Source organism: Pseudomonas sp. MWU13-2100, from assembly GCF_023242365.1.
Taxonomy (GTDB): Bacteria; Pseudomonadota; Gammaproteobacteria; order Pseudomonadales; family Pseudomonadaceae; genus Aquipseudomonas.
The window spans coordinates 79,160-97,392 of record NZ_JALLIX010000006.1; the positions used below are offsets into that span (position 1 = coordinate 79,160).

Consider the following 18,233-nt stretch of genomic DNA (forward strand, 5'->3'; position numbering starts at 1 on the left):
GACAATTCAAAGACGATCCCTGTTTTTTGGCGCCGACCTGCCGGCGATGAAGTCCATATTCGTGGCGCAAGATTCAGGGGCCTCTTCGCGGGCAAGCCCTGCGAAGCTCAAGACTCAGCGCTTACCCATCGACCGCCGCGTACCATTCGGCGCGCGGCCCGGCCTCTCGTGATGCCCATCCTTGCCACCCTTCTGGTACCAGGTCTGGCCGGCCTTTTTCGCCGCGGCGAATTCAGCGGGGTTGAACGGAAAACTGAAGGCCGGGACGGCGGGTTTTTCGCTGACCGCGAGCTCAGCCTCGACCACAGGCTCTTCACCCGGGTTGGCGGAAACGGACGGTTGTTCAGGGGAAGTCATGGAAGCTCCGAAAGGCGGGACGGATCAGGTCGAACCGAAAGACCGCAGTATACCTGTGAGCGCCCTGCCCGCGCCGCCGCCAACGGTCATTTATAGAACAAATCGACCACCACCCCGGCCGAGAACGGCCCGGCCTTGGGCCGATCACTGTTCCATACCAGCTCGGCGTCGAAGCGCACCATGGCCGCCCGGTTTTCCCCCAGCAGGTCGGCCAGGTGAAAGGAGCGGTTGTAGGGAATCCCCGGGCCACCGTCCGCCCGGACAATCCGTATGCCCACGCCGTCATTGCCCTGGGGAATCAGCAAGTCCCCGGAAACACTACCCGACACCGGCTTCAAGCGTGCGTCCAGGCTGAACGCGGTGTCGCAGGTTCGGCTGGTGTGCAGGGCAAACGGGCGACGGGCGGCGACCTGGCCCATGACCACCCGCTCGATGGCAACCCGGCCGAAATCGACGGTCTCGGGAATCACCTGCAACTGCGCGTCACAGGCAACGAAGCGCAGGCCGGAAAGGTTGTTGATCACGTAATTGAGCGAACGCGCGCCCATGCCCGGCCCGGCGCTCCCGTCCAGTTGGAACAGACGATAGTCCAGCAGGTTGCTGGCTACCCCCGAAGGCGGTGTCGGCCCGAATTTCTCGATAAACACCGAGAAGGCCAGATTGAAACTCGACGCCGGGCAATTCCCTTCAAGGCACCCCGGTACCCGTCTCCCGGTCGCGATGCGCCCGCTGCTCTGGCGATGATCGACGCCGTCAAGGGTCAAGCCGGCGCGGATGCCCTGGCCGATCACCTGGCCGGCCGGGTTGAGGTAGATAAACACGTCCTCGTCAGCGCCCAGGGGATTGTCCCTGACGCAGTCGACCGCCAGGTTGAGCGGTTCCGAGCGCCAGATCACGCTGCCATTGGGCGACGAGGCCGGGATCGCGACCGTGCTGCCGAGGTCGGCGTTGACCAGGGTAGCGCCGGAGCCCTGCAAGGTGCAGGTCAAGGCAAATGCACTGGCCGGGCTCAAGAGTCCGAGGCACAACAACGGACGCCGCCAGGCACGGCAGTCAAGCTTAATCATGGGATGAAACCTTCTGTTCGGTATGGATGGTGTCGCCACTCAGTGACGCGTTGAATGGCGTACCGAAGGCCAGCCGGGCGCGATAGGCACGCTGGCCGCCGTAGTCGGTCAGCGCCTTGAACTGCAAGTGCTGCGCAGGGGCGCGGGCGAGGATCAGTTCCCGCCGCTCTCCCGGCGGGACCAGCAAATCGTTCCCCTGGCGCAGGGGCGGGCCCGGGCGCGGCGACTCCTCTATCTGAATATTCAGCAAGGCGGCATGGAACACCGTCGGGTTCTCCACCCGCAATCGATGCACGCCGCTGTCGTCACGCACCAACGTCCAGTTCAGGCGCTGCGGAGTGGCCGCCGGATCCCCCGGCAGCCCCGGCGGACGAAACAGCACATTGATCCGCTGGCGAATCGCGATGTTCAGCACCCCATCGCCCGGGCGGGTACGGGGAATTTCCAGTACGTACAGGTGCAGCAGCGACTCACGCCCCGTCGGCATGCCCAGCCCTTCATACATCAGGCGCAAGACCTGGCGCCCCGCCGGCGCCAGCCGCGACAGCGGCGGCGTCAGCACAAAGGGCAAATTCGCTGACGGCTCCGCCCCCTCGTTTGCATCGCTCAACCAGGCCTGCAGCAGGACCTCCTGCGCACCACGGTTGCGGGCTTCGATGCTCACCTCGCGAAAGCGCCCGTCGAACACCAATCGCGTATCACTGAGGGACACCGCGGCCTGCAACGGACCGTCGGCGCACACCACCAGCAGCAACGCCAGCACACTCCAGCGCTTCACTGGCACACCCCGCGAACCCGCTCGTAGGTCCGCTGCGGGTCCTTGGGTGGCAGCTTGAAGGAAAACTGGCAGTGCCGTTCCGACCAGCTGACACTCAGCACGCCGTGCTCCTGCTCGCTGAGTACCAGCGCGTGACTGTTCGGATCGACCACCGCCAAGGTCCGCCCGGCGGCGTCCTGGACACTCGCGCCGAGGGGAATCGGGCTGCCATCGGCCTGGCTCAGCTCGAACAGCACGCGCCGCCCGGCACTGGCCTTGAAGGTGGCCAGTACCACCGCGCCACGCCGCGGAACCACCTGGGCGATGGCGTTATCCACCTCGACATCGGCGCCCAGGTCGCGGGTATCCAGGCTGATCCAGTTGGCCCGGTAAGGCTGCGCATAAGGCACCACGGCATAACCGTTGGCGCCGGTCTCGACACCGCTGAAGTTGTTGAAGCGGGCCCCACTGATACCCGGCACTTGCGCCAATACAAAGGTGTCGCCCAGGGACTGGCCGAGATTGATGCCGCCGCCATGGGCCACCAGCGAACCCCGGGCCCCGAGGTTCCAGCTGTTGAAATCGCGCCCATGGCTGTAGCCGGCCTCGAAACGCCCGACGGACGTGGTGCTGTTCAAGCTGGCCGACCCCGCACCGGCACCGCTGCCATCGTTACCGGCGAGTACCGAATAGAAGGTGTCGCGGCTCTCCGGCAGGCGCCCGGTCACGCCGGCCAGGGCACTGGAACCACCCTCGCTGTCGCGCACCCCGGTAAACGAGGCGCGGGTCGCTCGCTCAGGATTGCCGAACGGCATCGAAAGGGTCAGGGTCAGTTGATGATCGGTACCGGCCTGGCCGTTGAGATCAGTGACTTCGGCACGGTCCAGCGACAGGCTGTAATTGAGATCGCGCCAGTAGCCGCCGTAGGTCACGTTGTACTGCCGGGACGTGCCTGGCAGATCCCAGAAACGTTGTTCCAGGGCCGAAACGCTCAAGGTCCCGGTGCCCAGCGGCTGGCTGAGGTTGAGATCCACCCGGTCCCTGGCCCGGCCCTGCTGGATCAGGCCGGGCTGGCTGCGCTCCTGCACATGCTGGTCGAACGTGCGGTATTGCTCGCTGGAATAGCGATAACCGGCAATGGCAAAGGTGGTGCTGGTGGCATTCAGGGTATTGGCGTAGCGCAGGCGTACGCTCTGCCCGCCGAGGTCCGTTGCCGGCTGGCGACTGACCGAATGGGTCAGGTCCGCCGAAATCGCCCCCAGCCCGGTATTGAACCCCGCCCCCAGGTTACTGGCCTGGTAATCCCCGGCCAGTTGCAGGCCTCCATAGCCGGTCAGGTGCTCGGTCAGGCCGTAGATCAGGGTCGTGCTGGCAAACCCGGGGGCCTGGTAACCGCTGCTGTTGCTGTCGTATTGCCCGGCTTCGACGCTGTAACTGAAGGTGCCCTCGGGCACCATGATCGGCAGGGAGGCGAATGCCTGGGTAAAGGTCCGGCGCCGACCATCGGCCTCGATCACTGTCACCAGCAGGTCGCCATTCGAGCCGCTGGGGTAGAAGTCGCGGATTTCGAACGGCCCCGGCGCCACATTGGCGCTGTACAGCAGGTAGCCGTTCTGGCGGATTTCCACCGTCGCGTTGCTCTCGGCCACACCGCGAATGGTTGGCGCATAGACCCGCTCGCTGTCCGGCAGCATGCCGTCGTCAGTGGCCACCTGGACACCACGAAAACGCACACTGTCGAAAACCCGTGAATCGGTATAGGTCTCGCCCAGGGTCAGTTGGCTCTTCCAGGCGCTCAGGTCGCGCTGGGCGAAGGTGCTGTTGCTGCTCCAACGCGCCGATTGGTCGCTGCCCTGCAACAGCGAGGACTGGTTGCGCAGGCGCCAGTCACCGAGGTTCAAACCGTTGTTCAGGCCCAGGTAGTAGCTGTCGGTGCGAATCCCCGTGACCTCGCGACGGTTACCGATAAAGCTGTAGTCGATAAAGCCGCTGCTCACTCCTCGGTCCCATAACTGCGGCGAGATGTAGCCCCGGGCGCTGCGACGCAAGGCGATCTGCGGCACACTGATGTTCAGTTGCAGGCTGTTGGGTTGGTAGTCGACGCTGGCCTGATCCAGGCGTCGCCAGTCGAAGCACTCTTCGCGTGCCGTACCGTCGGTCAACACCCCGAGGCTGCGCAGACGCTGCAGGTCCAACCCGAGGTCGTCGAGCACCGGCAAGGTCAGGCAAGGCTCGACCTGGCCGGTCGTGGCGTTGCGGGCAAACACCAGGTCCCGTCGTGCGCTGAGGTTGCGATTGAGGTAGATATCCACCCGGTAGGTACCCGGCACTACGCTGTTGCCTTCGAGAAAGGCCTTCAGGTCCGCCGACTGTTCGCCGCCGTGGATAAAGGCGGTATTGAACCGGACGGCCTGCCCGCTTTCATCCCCCGACGACTCGGAAAAGGCAGCGCCCGGCGCAATCAGCACCACCCCCAACGACCATTTGAAGCCCCATGGGCCTCGTGTTTTCTCAAACAGGGAGCGCACGAAACCGCTGCGCGCCCCCTGACGTGATAACGCGAGAACTTCCTTTGTTCGCTGATAAAGCCAATCCATGTGCACCTTCGCAATACAATAGCTTGAAGTGTGTTCCAGACGGGTTCCTTCCGCCCGCACAATGCCCTGACCTGCGCGCGGGGTCCGGCATCGAAAAAATCGGATAACGATCGCAGACGCTAACTGTCCAGCGGTTGCGCCTGGCCCTTGCTCCAGTCAGCCGAAGACAACCGATAAGGCACCAGCGCCCCGTGGTCGTTGATCACACTGAAATTCAGCCGGGCGCCCTGGGCCTGGGCATGTTCCTGCAGCTCATAGTCGGCGGACTGCCCCGGGGCCAGCATCGAGTTCTTCTTGTGCAGGACCCGACGCCCCCCGGACGTCAACTGAATGTCCACCAACGTCACGTAATAGGGCCCGGTGTTGAGCACCTTGAGCACGCCGCCATGGGCCAGGCTCCAGCGCAGTTGCGCCGGTGCCTGCTCGACCCGCTCATTGAGCCGGCCGGGGCGGTAGAACAGCTTGATGCGTTGGCGGATACCGATCTGCAGGACATTTTCCCGCTCGCTGGCCTGGGGAATTTCCTGCACGTTCAACCAGAACAGCGACTCGCGATCCGCCGGCATCGCCGCCCCCGAGTGGATGATCCGCACCGTCTGGCGTGCGCCCGAAGGCAATTGCACCAGGGGTGGCACCACCACAAAGGGCAACGCCTGGGTCACCTCGCCATCGGCTTCGAGCCAGGACTGCAGCAATATGCTCGAGGAATTATTGTTCAGGACACTGAGCACCGCTTCCTTGTCTTGCGCCGGATAAACCACCCGCGTCGTATTCAACACAATACCCGCCCGCGCCTCGGCCCCTATCGACATTGCCAGGACAATACCGATCACCGGAGCAAAAACGTTCCGCATACGAACTACCCATTCCAATGAAAAAAGAACGGAGCTATGCAACGCTCCGTTCAAGAAAGCCACTTAGTTATAAGTCAGAACAAAGGGCACGGTGCCAGTCGCGGCACCGGGTACCGTGGCCACGCCGTTCTTGACGAACACCGCCCTCAGCGCCAGCTCGCCGCGCGAGCCGGTACCGCTGGCCTGGAGAACGCCGTCAATGGTGTCGGTAGGGTCCTGGATATTGAGGAAAGTGTCGCTGTCGCGGCGTACCAGGCCGATCCCGACGCCCTTGGCGGCACCGGCGGTGGTCAGCAGGTAAGGATCGTTGGTATCGGTTTGCGAAGGCCGGAACGACATATGCACGGTGTTCTCCGCCGCCGGTTGCAGGCAGGTCACCACCAGGTCGATGTCTTTCGCGGTACCCAGTCGCGCGTCGGTGCGGTTACCGATATCGGCAAAGGACACACGCCCCAGGTCCACCGGAATATTATCGGCCGAGCCGCCTCCGGAAGACACTTCACAACTGGTGTTGGTCAAGGCACCGGTAAAATTCAGCGTGCCATTGTTGGCTGCCTGCGTGGTAGTGACTGCCCCCAGAGTCGCCGCCAATAAAGCCAGGGTCATCGAGATTTTTTTCATGCGAACACAATCCTTCGAGTTAATTCGTTTGCACCCATCACTTGGGTGGCAAACACTATAGACCCGAAGATTTTATTACGCTGTAAGCCCTTCCCACCTGATTAACTAAGAACGCGCTTAGAAAGAGGAACGCCAAGACTGTCAGAGCACGGCGTCATTCCAAACCCCAAGAAAAAAGAACAATAAGCGTTTAATATTCAAGTTTCCTTAACGAAATAACTCATCGTCAAAACATAACCATTGACCACATTGATATTGATCTGATGCCACGCCAATTAGTTACAAACGGCACTGTTTGTTCAAGATCTCCGCATGCCCGGCCCGCTGGCCCCGCAGGTCGCCGGACTTTTACCTTCCCGGCAGCGCGTCTATACACACCAGCGGCAACGGCTGGCGCTTGGACCACGTACAACTTAGTTGTACGTGATGATGACGACCCCTTGCGCCGTCATCTGTTGGGTCGCAGAAGCCGACGCCAAGGGCTGATAGCTCACACTAAATGGCACCCGCTCATCACGGCAGGCATTGGCCCTCGTATCGACATTCAAACTCAATGCGGGGGAGACTTTGAGTCGTCGGCTAACGGACTCGACATCGCCCTGGGCCTGCCTGCCCACTTCGCAAGCGGACTCGACGATCTGTCCGGAAAACCCGATCTGACCGGTGTTGTTCGCCGCGTGCACATTGAAACTACCCGCCATCAGCAACAGCACAGCAAGATTCACTCTCTTTCCGTTCATTTCCAACACTCCCAAAGCAGGGCCGGTATTAAGCAGTAAAGATCACCCCACGCCACTCCACCAGAAACCAAAGAACTCTCCGTAGGACATGTCACGGCTGTTTTTCTGTCCACAACACCCGTTAACCTTATCGGCCAAAGTGATAGGCACTTTAATTGTCTGGCGTGTTATAAACCGGACGGTTTTCTGACAGTGCTGTCAGGTAGCCGTCACCGTGCTGACCCGGTTGGGGGTTTATAAAGAAGCGACTGTTCTGCCAGCATTCACCTTCCCATCCCTTTGTCCCGGCGTCCTGACAGCATGCGTATCCCGAAGAAAACCGCGTTGATCCTTGGCCTGGTGGTCCTCGTGGCCGCCGCCGCGACCTGGACACTGAGCCGACCGCATCCGGCCAAACCCAGCGCCAACGTCGCCGTGCCGGTCACTGTGGTCAGCGTGATCCAGCAGGATGTGCCGCGGTATGTCAGCGGTATCGGTTCGGTGCTGTCGTTGCACAGCGTAGTGATCCGCCCACAGATCGACGGGATTCTCACCAAACTGCTGGTCAAGGAAGGGCAACTGGTCAAGGAAGGCGACCTGCTGGCGACCCTCGACGACCGTTCGATCCAGGCCAGCCTGGCCCAGGCCAAGGCCCAGCTGGCGCAAAGCCAGGCGCAGTTGCAGGTGGCGGAAGTCGACCTCAAGCGCTACAAGCTGCTGACGGTCGATGATGGCATTTCCAAGCAGACCTATGACCAGCAACAAGCACTGGTCAATCAGTTGAAGGCCACCGCGCAAGGCAACCAGGCGGCGATTGCCGCGGCACAGGTGCAATTGTCCTACACCCAGATCCACTCGCCAGTCACCGGCCGGGTCGGTATTCGTGCCGTGGACGAAGGCAACTTCCTGCGCATGAGCGATGCCCAGGGCCTGTTCTCGGTCACCCAGATCGATCCGATCGCCGTGGAATTCTCCCTGCCCCAGCAGATGCTGCCGACCCTGCAAGGCTTGCTCAGCAGCACCTCGCCGGCGTCGGTCCGGGCTTTCCTCGGCGACGACGGGCATAGCGGCCTGCTGCTCGGTGAAGGCCACCTGACGCTGATCGACAACCAGGTCGCGGCGGGGACCGGGACCATCAAGGCCAAGGCCGAATTCAGCAACAAGGGCCAGAAACTCTGGCCGGGGCAACTGGTGAACATCAAGATCCAGACCGCCCTCGAGCGCGCGGCGCTGGTGGTCCCCCCCGCCGTGGTCCAGCGCGGCCTGGACAACTACTTCGTCTACCGGGTCAAAGGCAGCGGCGTGGAAGTAGTACCGGTGCAGATGGCTTACCAGGACAGCGACCTGAACATCATCAGCGGTGTGCAGGCCGGCGATGTGCTGGTCAGCGACGGCCAGTCGCGGCTCAAACCGACCTCACGGATCGAAGTGCAGGGCCAGCCGAAAATGGCTGACCGCCAGACCGCCGTGGAGTCCAAGCCATGATCAAGGAAAGTCGCGGCGTTTCGGCCTGGTGCATCGACCATCCGGTAGCGACCATCCTACTGACCTTCGCCCTGGTGCTGCTCGGGGCGATCGCCTTCCCGCGCCTGCCCCTGGCGCCGCTGCCGGAAGCCGAGTTCCCGACCATCCAGGTCTCCGCCCAGCTCCCCGGCGCCAGCCCGCAAACCATGGCGTCTTCGGTTGCCACGCCACTGGAGGTGCAATTCAGCGCCATCCCCGGCATGACCCAGATGACTTCCAGCAGCGCCCTGGGCACCACCACCCTGACGTTGCAGTTCACCCTCAGCAAAAGCATCGACACCGCCGCCCAGGAAGTCCAGGCGGCGATCAACACCGCCTCGGGCAAGCTGCCCAAGGACATGCCGACCCTGCCGACCTGGCGCAAGGTCAACCCGGCCGACAGCCCGGTGCTGATCCTCAGCGTCAGCTCCAGCCAGATGCCCGGCACCGAACTCAGCGACTACGCCGAAACCCTGTTGGCCCGTCAACTCAGCCAGATCGACGGCGTCGGCCAGATCAACATCACCGGCCAGCAGCGCCCGGCCATCCGGGTCCAGGTCTCGGCGGACAAGCTGGCGGCCATCGGCCTGACCCTGGCCGACGTGCGCCAGGCGATCCAGCAGACCAGCCTCAACCTGGCCAAGGGCGCGCTGTATGGCAAGTCGAGCATCTCCACCCTGTCGACCAACGACCAGTTGTTCCAGCCGGAGGAATATGACCAGTTGATCGTCTCCTACAAGAATGGCGCACCGGTCCAACTCAAGGACGTGGCCCAGGTCATCCGTGGTTCCGAGAACGCCTACGTGCAGGCCTGGTCCGGTGACGAGCCGGGGGTCAACCTGGTGATTTCGCGTCAGCCAGGGGCCAACATCGTCGAGACCGTGGACCGTATCCAGGCCGCGCTGCCAGGACTCGAAGCCATGCTCCCGGCCTCGGTGCAGGTCAAGGTGCTGATCGACCGGACCCAGACCATCCGCGCTTCGCTGCATGAAGTGGAAATGACCTTGCTGATCGCCATCCTGCTGGTGGTGGCGGTGATGGCGCTGTTCCTGCGCCAGTTGTCGGCGACCCTGATCGTCTCCTCGGTGCTCGGAGTATCCCTGGTGGCCAGTTTCGCCCTGATGTACGTGATGGGTTTCAGCCTGAACAACCTGACCCTGGTGGCGATCGTTATCGCCGTGGGCTTCGTGGTCGACGACGCGATTGTCGTGGTGGAAAACATCCATCGCCACCTCGAGGCCGGCGACGGCATGCGCGAAGCGGCGATCAAGGGCGCCGGGGAGATCGGCTTTACCGTGGTTTCCATCAGTTTCTCACTGATCGCCGCGTTCATTCCGCTGCTGTTCATGGGTGGCGTGGTCGGCCGGCTGTTCAAGGAGTTCGCCCTGACCGCCACTTCGACCATCCTGATTTCGGTGGTGGTCTCGCTGACCCTGGCACCGACCCTGGCCGCGCTGTTCATGCACGCGCCGGTGCATCACGAACACTCCAAGCCGGGCTTCGGCGAACGCTTGCTGGCCGTCTACGAGCGTGGTCTGCGCCGCGCCCTGGCGCACCAGAGAACCATGTTCGGGCTGTTCTGCGTGACCCTGTGCCTGGCCATCGCCGGCTACGTGTTCATTCCCAAGGGTTTCTTTCCGATCCAGGACACCGGTTTTGTCCTCGGCACCACCGAGGCTGCCGCCGACGTGTCCTTCGCCGACATGGTGGCCAAGCACAAGGCCCTGGCCGAAATCGTCGCAGCCGACCCGGCGGTGCAGGCGTTCTCCCATTCGGTGGGCGTTTCCGGCAGCAACCAGACCATCGCCAACGGCCGCTTCTGGATCGCCCTCAAGCCACAGGACCAACGGGATGTGTCAGCCAGCGCATTCATCGACCGGATTCGCCCGCAACTGATGAAGATTCCCGGCATCGTGCTCTACCTGCGGGCGGGCCAGGACATCAACCTCAGTTCCGGTCCGAGCCGGGCCCAGTACCAGTACGTGGTCAAAAGCAATGACGGTGATACGCTCAACACCTGGACCCAGCGCCTGACCGAAAAACTGCGTACCTACCCGGCCTTTCGGGATCTGTCCAACGACCTGCAAACGGGCGGCAGCATTACCCATATCAACATCGACCGCCGCGCCGCCGCGCGTTTCGGCCTGACCGCCAGCGACGTCGATGAAGCCCTCTACGACGCCTTCGGCCAGCGGCAGATCAACGAGTATCAGACCGAGACCAACCAATACAACGTGATCCTCGAACTGGATGCCGCCCAGCGCGGCAAGGCCGAAAGCCTGAACTACTTCTACCTGCGCTCGCCACTGACCGGCGAGATGGTCCCGCTCTCGGCCCTGGCACGCTTCGATGCGCCCACCAGCGGCCCGTTGTCCATCGCCCACGACGGCATGTTCCCGGCCGCCAACCTGTCGTTCAACCTGACGCCCGGCGTGGCCCTGGGCGATGCGGTGCTGCAACTCAACCAGGCGAAGAACGAGATCGGCATGCCGGCCTCGGTGAACGGTTATTTCCAGGGTGCGGCCCAGGCCTTCCAGAGTTCCCTGGCGAGCCAGCCGTGGCTGATCCTCGCGGCGCTGGTGGCGGTCTATATCATCCTCGGCGTGCTCTACGAGAGTTTCGTGCACCCGCTGACGATCATTTCCACCCTGCCCTCCGCCGGTCTCGGTGCACTGATCATGCTCTGGCTGCTGGGCAAGGACTTTTCGATCATGGCGCTGATCGGCCTGGTGCTGCTGATCGGCATCGTGAAGAAGAATGGCATCCTGATGATCGACTTCGCCCTTGAGGCCCAGCGTGGCGGGCTATCGCCGGAGGAGGCGATCTACAAGGCCTGCATCACCCGATTCCGGCCGATCATCATGACCACCCTGGCGGCCCTGCTCGGCGCCCTGCCGCTGATGCTCGGCCACGGTACCGGTGCCGAGTTGCGCCAGCCGCTCGGGATCGCCGTGGTCGGCGGTCTGTTGGTGAGCCAGGCGCTGACGCTATTTACCACCCCCGTCATATACTTGTGGCTTGAGCGGCTCTTCCATCGGCCAACACCGGCGCCCGCGCCGGCGATCACTCTCTGAGGCGGCCCATGCGCGTTCTGATCATCGAAGACGAAGAAAAAACCGCCGACTACCTGCACCGCGGCCTGACCGAACAGGGCTACACCGTCGACCTCGCCCACGATGGCGTCGGCGGCCTGCACCTGGCGCTGGAAAGCGACTACGCGGTGATCATCCTCGACGTGATGCTGCCGGAGCTGGATGGCTTCGGCGTGCTCAAGGCGCTGCGCGCGCGCAAGCAGACCCCGGTGATCATGCTCACCGCCCGTGAACGCGTCGAAGACCGGATTCGCGGCCTGCGCGAGGGCGCCGACGACTACCTGGGCAAGCCCTTTTCCTTTCTCGAACTGGTGGCGCGCCTGCAGGCCCTGACTCGACGCAGCGGCGGCGGCCATGAGCCGGTGCAGATCAGCGTCGCCGACCTCTGGGTCGACCTGATCAGCCGCAAGGCCAGCCGTGCCGGCGTACGCCTGGACCTGACCGCCAAGGAGTTCTCGCTGCTCAGTGTGCTGGCCCGGCGCCAGGGCGAAATCCTCTCCAAGACCGCCATTGCCGAGATGGTCTGGGATATCAATTTCGACAGCGACGCGAACGTCGTCGAAGTCGCGATCAAGCGCCTGCGGGCCAAGCTCGACGGGCCGTTCGAACAGAAACTGCTGCACACCATTCGCGGCATGGGCTACGTACTGGAGAGTCGCGGTGCCGACTAACAGCATCGCCCTGCGCCTGAGCGTCCTGTTCAGCGGCGTGGCGCTGCTGGTGTTCCTGCTGATCGGCTGGGCCCTGTACCAGCAAGTGGGCAAGGGCCTCGGCCTGCTGCCGGAAGCCGAACTGGAGGCGCGCTACAGCGTGCTGCTGTCGTCGCTCAACCACGACAGCACCCCGGACCACTGGGCCAAGGTCAGCGCCAAGCTCAAGCAGTTGGGCGAAGAGGACAAGCGCATTCGTTTCTGGGTGGTCAGCGATGCTGGCAACTATGAATACGGCTCCCCCGACGCGCTGATTCGCACCTTCGCCGAAGGCCCCGGGGGGATGCGCGACCTGAGCTTGCCGGGGCATGCCTACCCGTTCAAGGTGCTGGTCAATGCGTTGCCGGCCAAGGGACCGCGCCCGCCGCTGAAGTTTCTGATCGCCATCGACACGGAAACCTTCCGGCAGACCCAACATCACCTGCTGATCGCCCTGATCAGCCTGGCGATTGTCGGCATCGCCCTGGCTTCCGTGCTGGGTTACTGGGTGACGCGTATCGGCCTGAAACCCTTGATCAAGCTGTCCGAGGAGGCGCAGAAACTGGCGCCGCCACGGCTGTCCGGGCGCCTGCAGTTGTCGCCGCTGCCACCAGAGCTCAGCCAGTTCGTCAACTCCTTCAACTCGACCCTGGAACGTGTCGAGCATGCCTACTCGCGCCTGGAGTCGTTCAATGCCGACGTCGCCCATGAACTGCGCTCGCCGCTGACCAACCTGATCGGCCAGACCCAGGTGGCCCTGACCCGCGGACGCTCGGCCGAACACTACTTCGAGGTCCTGCAATCGAACCTCGAAGAACTGGAACGCCTGCGCTCGATCATCAACGACATGCTGTTCCTGGCCAGCGCCGACCAGGGCAGCAAGGCCACCAAGCTGATCAGCACGTCGCTGGCCGGCGAGGTGGCGACCACCCTGGACTACCTGGATTTCATTCTCGAAGACGCCCAGGTCCAGGTACGGGTCAGCGGCGATGCCCAGGTACAGATCGAGATCGCCCATCTGCGCCGGGCGCTGATCAACCTGCTGAGCAACGCGGTGCAGCACACCGCGCCGGGCCTGGTGATCGTGGTGCGTATCGAACGCGAGGGCGAGCAGGTGGTAATTGCCGTGTCCAACCCAGGTGAAGCGATTGCCGCCGAGCATCTGCCACGCCTGTTCGAACGCTTCTACCGGGTCGATGCCTCACGCAGCAACAGTGGCGCCAACCACGGGCTGGGGCTGGCGATCGTCAGGGCCATCGCCCTGATGCATGGCGGCGACGTGTTCGTGCGCAGCCACGATGGGATCAATACCTTTGGCCTCTATCTTCCGGCCTGAACGCACACCGCAGCGAACAGACACCTCGTGGGCTCCGGGTTGCTGGCGATGGCGACCGGACGGGCACCGCAAGGCCCAGGATACGTGCAGACCGGAGCACTTCAATGACGCTACTGTTACCGATTTTGTAACGGAAATTATCCCTTCCGGCGCTTTTTCCCACCGCCCAGGACCTTTATTGTGCGCGCACCACACAGCACTTGCCCCGCAAGAAGGTCCTCAAAATGTCTACCACCATGGGTATGGCCAGCGCTTTCGCCCTGTCCGCCTTGTTGTTGTCGCCTCTGGCCCTGGCCGAGGAATCCCAATCGTTCGCCGCCCGGAATGCCGCTCGCGTCGCCAGCGCCGAGCACAGCCAGGTCGAAATGAGCGCCAAGGATCAATACGGTAACCCCGGGCAACACACCTCCGTCCAGGGACAGTCCGACAGCAGCAAAGACAGCTGAACCATCCCTCGACATTCATCCAGCGCTCTATCTGCGATTGAATGTTTTAAAGCCGCCGAAAAGGCGGCTTTTTTTGTTCATTGCCCAGGCAGTAACGATGACAGGCCTGGACCTGCGCCGGCCGAGTGCAGCCATCTCCCGCCGTCATGGCAAACGGAATCGGCCCAACGCCGATCAGAACGACGTTTTTCACATGCAAAAACCCAGAACGTCAGTCGCTTGAGACTGGCGTTTTTCTTGCGTGGGCCGTATATATGCGCCAATGAGCCTATGCGATCGAGAGTGCCACCATTAACCACCACCCGGCCAAACCCGCCAATCCGCAAACCCTGCTGATATTGGGTTGCACAATCACGGTTGTTGCCATTCTCGCCATCGTGACCTTCCTGCTAGCCCGCGAGCGTGTCAATGCCGCTCAGGCCGCCGCCCGGGCAGCAAGCAATATCGTGCAACTGATCGATGCCGATGTGCTGCGGAACGTGGAACTCTACGATCAGGCCCTCAAAGGGCTGATCGAGGCCTCGCAACGCACGGACCTGGTGAACATACCGCCTCAGGTTCGCCATCTCGCACTCTTCGATCTGGCATCGAACGCGGCCCACAGAAGCGACGTGCTACTGCTTGATCGCCAAGGCGATGTCATCGCCGACTCTTTCTCGGTCATACCGAGGGTCATTAATTTATCCGACCGTGAGTACTTCCAGGCTCATGTACACAATCCGGACCCGGGACTGATGATCAGCCGCCCGTTCAAGGGCCGTCGCTCCCCCAATCTCTGGCTGATCGGTTTCAGTCGGCGCTTGTCCGCGCCAGACGGAACCTTTCTCGGGGTCGCCGCCGCCTCGATGCGCCTCAGTTACTTCGACGAATTGTTCAAGACCTTGAACGTCGGCAAGGGCAGTTCGATCAACCTGGTCAGCACCGAAGGTTTCCTCCTCGCCCAACAGCCAGCGCTGGCCGAGGAGTTGATCGGCAAGGACTTCAGCAACCGTCCCAACTTCATCCGTATCCTGCGCGAGGGCGAAGGCAGTTTTACCAGCATCTCCAGTGTCGACGGCGCGGAGCGGCTCTATACCTTCTCCCAGGTGGGCAAGTTGCCATTGATCGTGGTGGTAGGCCTCTCTTCCGATGAAGTCTATGGCACCTGGAAGCGCACTGCCTGGCTGATCGGCCTCGCCACGGGCATCCTTTGCCTGGGCCTGCTCTGGCTGACCTGGCTGCTCTCCCGGGAACTGCGCCTGCGCCTGCACGCCGAACAGGAACTCGCCGAACTGGCCGCGACCGACGCGCTGACCGGCCTGGCCAATCGCCGCGCACTGGATGAGGCCCTGCAGCGCGAGTGGGCCAGGGCGCAACGGGCGGACAAACCGCTGTCACTGCTGATGATCGATGCCGACCACTTCAAAGCCTTCAACGACCGCCATGGTCACCCGGCCGGTGACGAAGCCCTGCGGCGATTGGCGCGGGTGATTGGCGACAACATTCGTCGTCCCGGCGACTTGGCGGCACGTTATGGCGGCGAGGAGTTTGCCGTGGTCTTGCCGGAAACCGACGCGCAAGGGGCTTTGAACCTGGCGCAAAAGATCAGAGCGGCCATGGCCGCCCTGGCCCCCTTCAACGGTGACCGACAGGCAATCACCGTCAGCATCGGTGCCTGCACCGCATCACCATCCGGCGAAGGCACTCTGGAGCAGCTGCTGCGCAAAGCCGACCAGGCGCTGTACCAGGCCAAGCACGACGGCCGTGACCGCGTGGTGCATGCCAGCCTCGAACAATAACAAGCCGCCCACCTCATATGACGCTTAAGCCCTGCATTGACTATCCGGCCGCTTTCGCGAGCCGGCTCTGCTCCTGCAGGAATGTGCCGGACATAAAAAAAGCCGCCCGGAGGCGGCTTTCAAATACAACAAAAGGAGAGAGTCGTTACACGGCCGCAACGGGACGCATGTAAGAGATCGGCGCGGTGCTGGCGTCTTCGAAGGTCACCACTTCCCAGGCATCTTTCTGCTCGATGAGCTTACGCAGAAGCTGGTTGTTCAGGGCGTGACCGGACTTGAAGCCTTTGAACTCACCAATCAGGCTATTGCCCAGCAGGTAGAGGTCACCGATGGCGTCGAGGATCTTGTGTTTGACGAATTCGTCTTCGTAACGAAGGCCGTCTTCGTTCAGTACACCGTTCGAATCCACCACGATGGCGTTTTCCACGCTACCGCCAAGTGCGAGGTTGTGCTTGCGCAGGTACTCGATATCACTCATGAAACCAAAGGTCCGGGCGCGGCTGACTTCTTTTACGAACGAAGTACTGGAAAAATCCACGCTGGCACTCTGGATGCGGTCACGGAACACCGGGTGATCGAAATCGATCTCAAAGCTCACCTTGAACCCTTCGAAAGGCACGAAAGTGGCGCGCTTGTCGCCGTCTTCCACTGTGACTTCACGCAGGATGCGGATGAACTTCTTGGCTGCGTCCTGTTCTTCCAGGCCGGCAGATTGAATCAGGAATACGAAGGGTCCAGCGCTACCATCCATGATCGGGACTTCGGACGCGGAGAGCTCGACGTAGGCGTTATCGATGCCCAGGCCGGCCATGGCCGAGAGCAAGTGCTCCACCGTGTCCACCTTGACGTCACCGTTGACCAACGTGGTCGACATCGTGGTTTCACCAACATTTTCCGCGCGAGCAGGAATCTGCACCACAGGGTCGAGGTCAGCACGACAAAACACGATACCGGTGTCCACAGGCGCGGGCTTGAGGGTCAGGTAGACCTTCTCACCGGAGTGCAGGCCGACACCTGTAGCACGGATAATATTTTTCAGGGTGCGTTGTTTAATCATGGCATGGGCCGCTTCAGCGCAAATTGCGAACAGGTATCAACAAAGGCTGGCGATAATAGCAGACCAGGCCTTTGCTGAACACCAATCACCCTAATACTCCTGATACATTCCATCAATCGGCCTGGCGACGCAGGAAAGCCGGGATATCCAGATAGTCCAGGTCATCTTGCGGGTTCATCTTCGCGGCAGTCGCAGCACCGGCCTGGGCCTGGTTGCGCATGACGGTCGGACGGTCCAGGTCACGATAGTTCACCGACGGCAGTTCCTGACGCGATGGCGCTTGCGTCTGGGCGGCAGCCGACTGGCTGGTTTGCAGCGTATTGTCGATGACCTTCACAGGCTTCTCGATACGCGCACCCAGGCCGGTGGCGACCACGGTCACGTGCAGTTCGTCGCGCATATCCGGATCGATAACGGTACCGACCTTGACCATGGCGTGCTCGGACGCGAAGGCTTCGATGATGCTACCCACGTCGGAGTACTCACCCAGGGACAGGTCAGGACCGGCGGTGATGTTCACCAGGATGCCACGCGCGCCTTGCAGGTTGACGTCTTCCAGCAACGGGTTGCGGATTGCCGCCTCGGTGGCTTCACGTGCACGGTTGGGACCGCTGGCGCAACCAGTGCCCATCATCGCCATGCCCATTTCGCTCATCACGGTACGCACGTCGGCAAAGTCGACGTTGATCATGCCCGGACGCTTGATGATGTCGGAGATACCGCGAACGGCACCGGCCAGTACATCGTCAGCCTTGGCGAAAGCCGACAACAGGCTGGCGTCTTTACCGAGGATGGTCAGCAGCTTCTCGTTGGGGATGGTGATCAACGAGTCGACACTTTCGCTCAGCGCGCGGATGCCTTCATCGGCGATCTGCATGCGCTTGCGACCTTCGAACGGGAACGGACGGGTCACCACCGCAACGGTGAGGATGCCCATTTCCTTGGCCACTTCGGCAATGATCGGGGCCGCACCGGTACCGGTACCGCCACCCATGCCGGTGGTGATGAACACCATGTTGGTGCCCTGCAGCACTTCGGCGATGCGCTCGCGATCTTCCAGCGCGGCCTGACGACCGACTTCCGGATTGGCGCCGGCACCCAGGCCCTTGGTCACGCCGGTCCCCAGTTGCAGGATAGTCCGCGCGCCAATGTTCTTCAGGGCCTGGGCATCGGTGTTGGCGCAGATGAACTCGACGCCTTCAATGTTGCTCTTGACCATATGGTTAACGGCGTTGCCGCCGCCACCGCCTACGCCGATAACCTTGATTACCGGACTTTGTGGGACGTTGTCTACGAGTTCGAACATGTTCCCTCTCCTTTCATTCTCTAGTTTTTTCGCCTACTTCTACTGCTTTGAAAC

General features: G+C 62.2%; 15 protein-coding genes. 6 read left to right on the forward strand and 9 right to left on the reverse strand.

Annotated features, from left to right (window positions below; translation table 11 throughout):
• Positions 1-114: 114 nt before the first annotated feature.
• The 7 genes from M5B99_RS06550 to M5B99_RS06580 all read right to left on the reverse strand — a co-directional run bounded on the left by M5B99_RS06550 (position 115) and on the right by M5B99_RS06580 (position 6,993).
• Complete coding sequence (locus M5B99_RS06550) at positions 115-357, reverse strand: hypothetical protein (RefSeq protein ID WP_152741162.1); 243 nt, start codon at positions 355-357, stop codon at positions 115-117.
• Between the two features lie 86 nt (positions 358-443).
• Positions 444-1,424, reverse strand: a complete 981-nt coding sequence (locus M5B99_RS06555; protein ID WP_248803267.1) for a fimbrial protein — start codon at positions 1,422-1,424, stop codon at positions 444-446.
• Positions 1,417-2,208, reverse strand: a complete 792-nt coding sequence (locus tag M5B99_RS06560; RefSeq protein WP_412548695.1) for a molecular chaperone — start codon at positions 2,206-2,208, stop codon at positions 1,417-1,419. The genes M5B99_RS06555 and M5B99_RS06560 overlap by 8 nt, the downstream gene beginning before the upstream one ends.
• Positions 2,199-4,778: a fimbria/pilus outer membrane usher protein gene (locus M5B99_RS06565; RefSeq protein WP_412548696.1), complete on the reverse strand. Its 2,580-nt coding sequence runs from the start codon at positions 4,776-4,778 to the stop codon at positions 2,199-2,201. Before M5B99_RS06565 ends, M5B99_RS06560 begins: the two co-directional genes overlap by 10 nt.
• A gap of 119 nt (positions 4,779-4,897) precedes the next feature.
• Complete coding sequence (locus M5B99_RS06570; protein ID WP_248803270.1) at positions 4,898-5,632, reverse strand: molecular chaperone; 735 nt, start codon at positions 5,630-5,632, stop codon at positions 4,898-4,900.
• 63 nt (positions 5,633-5,695) lie between these two features.
• Positions 5,696-6,253 carry a fimbrial protein gene (locus tag M5B99_RS06575; protein ID WP_248803271.1) on the reverse strand — a complete coding sequence of 186 codons (558 nt, stop codon included), beginning with the start codon at positions 6,251-6,253 and terminating at the stop codon, positions 5,696-5,698.
• 413 nt (positions 6,254-6,666) lie between these two features.
• Positions 6,667-6,993, reverse strand: coding sequence for a hypothetical protein (locus M5B99_RS06580; RefSeq protein ID WP_248803272.1), 327 nt, complete (start codon positions 6,991-6,993; stop codon positions 6,667-6,669).
• A gap of 300 nt (positions 6,994-7,293) precedes the next feature.
• Between M5B99_RS06580 and M5B99_RS06585 the strand changes: the two genes are divergently transcribed.
• The 6 genes from M5B99_RS06585 (at position 7,294) to M5B99_RS06610 (ending at position 15,816) form a co-directional block, all read left to right on the forward strand.
• Entirely contained in the window at positions 7,294-8,457 is a 1,164-nt protein-coding gene (locus M5B99_RS06585) for an efflux RND transporter periplasmic adaptor subunit (RefSeq protein WP_248803273.1), read from the forward strand.
• A complete protein-coding gene (locus M5B99_RS06590) occupies positions 8,454-11,549 on the forward strand; it encodes a multidrug efflux RND transporter permease subunit (protein WP_248803274.1) in 3,096 nt (1,031 codons plus the stop codon). Before M5B99_RS06585 ends, M5B99_RS06590 begins: the two co-directional genes overlap by 4 nt.
• Positions 11,550-11,557: 8 nt before the next feature.
• Entirely contained in the window at positions 11,558-12,238 is a 681-nt protein-coding gene (locus M5B99_RS06595) for a heavy metal response regulator transcription factor (protein WP_248803275.1), read from the forward strand.
• Positions 12,228-13,592: a heavy metal sensor histidine kinase gene (locus M5B99_RS06600; protein ID WP_248803276.1), complete on the forward strand. Its 1,365-nt coding sequence runs from the start codon at positions 12,228-12,230 to the stop codon at positions 13,590-13,592. The genes M5B99_RS06595 and M5B99_RS06600 overlap by 11 nt, the downstream gene beginning before the upstream one ends.
• Before the next feature lie 224 nt (positions 13,593-13,816).
• On the forward strand, positions 13,817-14,038 hold the full coding sequence (locus tag M5B99_RS06605; protein WP_248803277.1) for a hypothetical protein: 222 nt from the start codon (positions 13,817-13,819) through the stop codon (positions 14,036-14,038).
• Between the two features lie 329 nt (positions 14,039-14,367).
• Positions 14,368-15,816: a sensor domain-containing diguanylate cyclase gene (locus M5B99_RS06610; protein WP_263860422.1), complete on the forward strand. Its 1,449-nt coding sequence runs from the start codon at positions 14,368-14,370 to the stop codon at positions 15,814-15,816.
• 145 nt (positions 15,817-15,961) lie between these two features.
• On the opposite strand, the gene lpxC is transcribed toward M5B99_RS06610, so the two are convergent.
• Both lpxC and ftsZ read right to left on the reverse strand, forming a co-directional pair.
• The gene (gene lpxC, locus M5B99_RS06615) at positions 15,962-16,873 is read right to left on the reverse strand and encodes a UDP-3-O-acyl-N-acetylglucosamine deacetylase (RefSeq protein WP_248803279.1); all 912 of its coding nucleotides are present in this window, start codon (positions 16,871-16,873) and stop codon (positions 15,962-15,964) included.
• 112 nt (positions 16,874-16,985) lie between these two features.
• Complete coding sequence (ftsZ, locus tag M5B99_RS06620; RefSeq protein ID WP_103494534.1) at positions 16,986-18,179, reverse strand: cell division protein FtsZ; 1,194 nt, start codon at positions 18,177-18,179, stop codon at positions 16,986-16,988.
• Positions 18,180-18,233 lie beyond the last annotated feature (54 nt).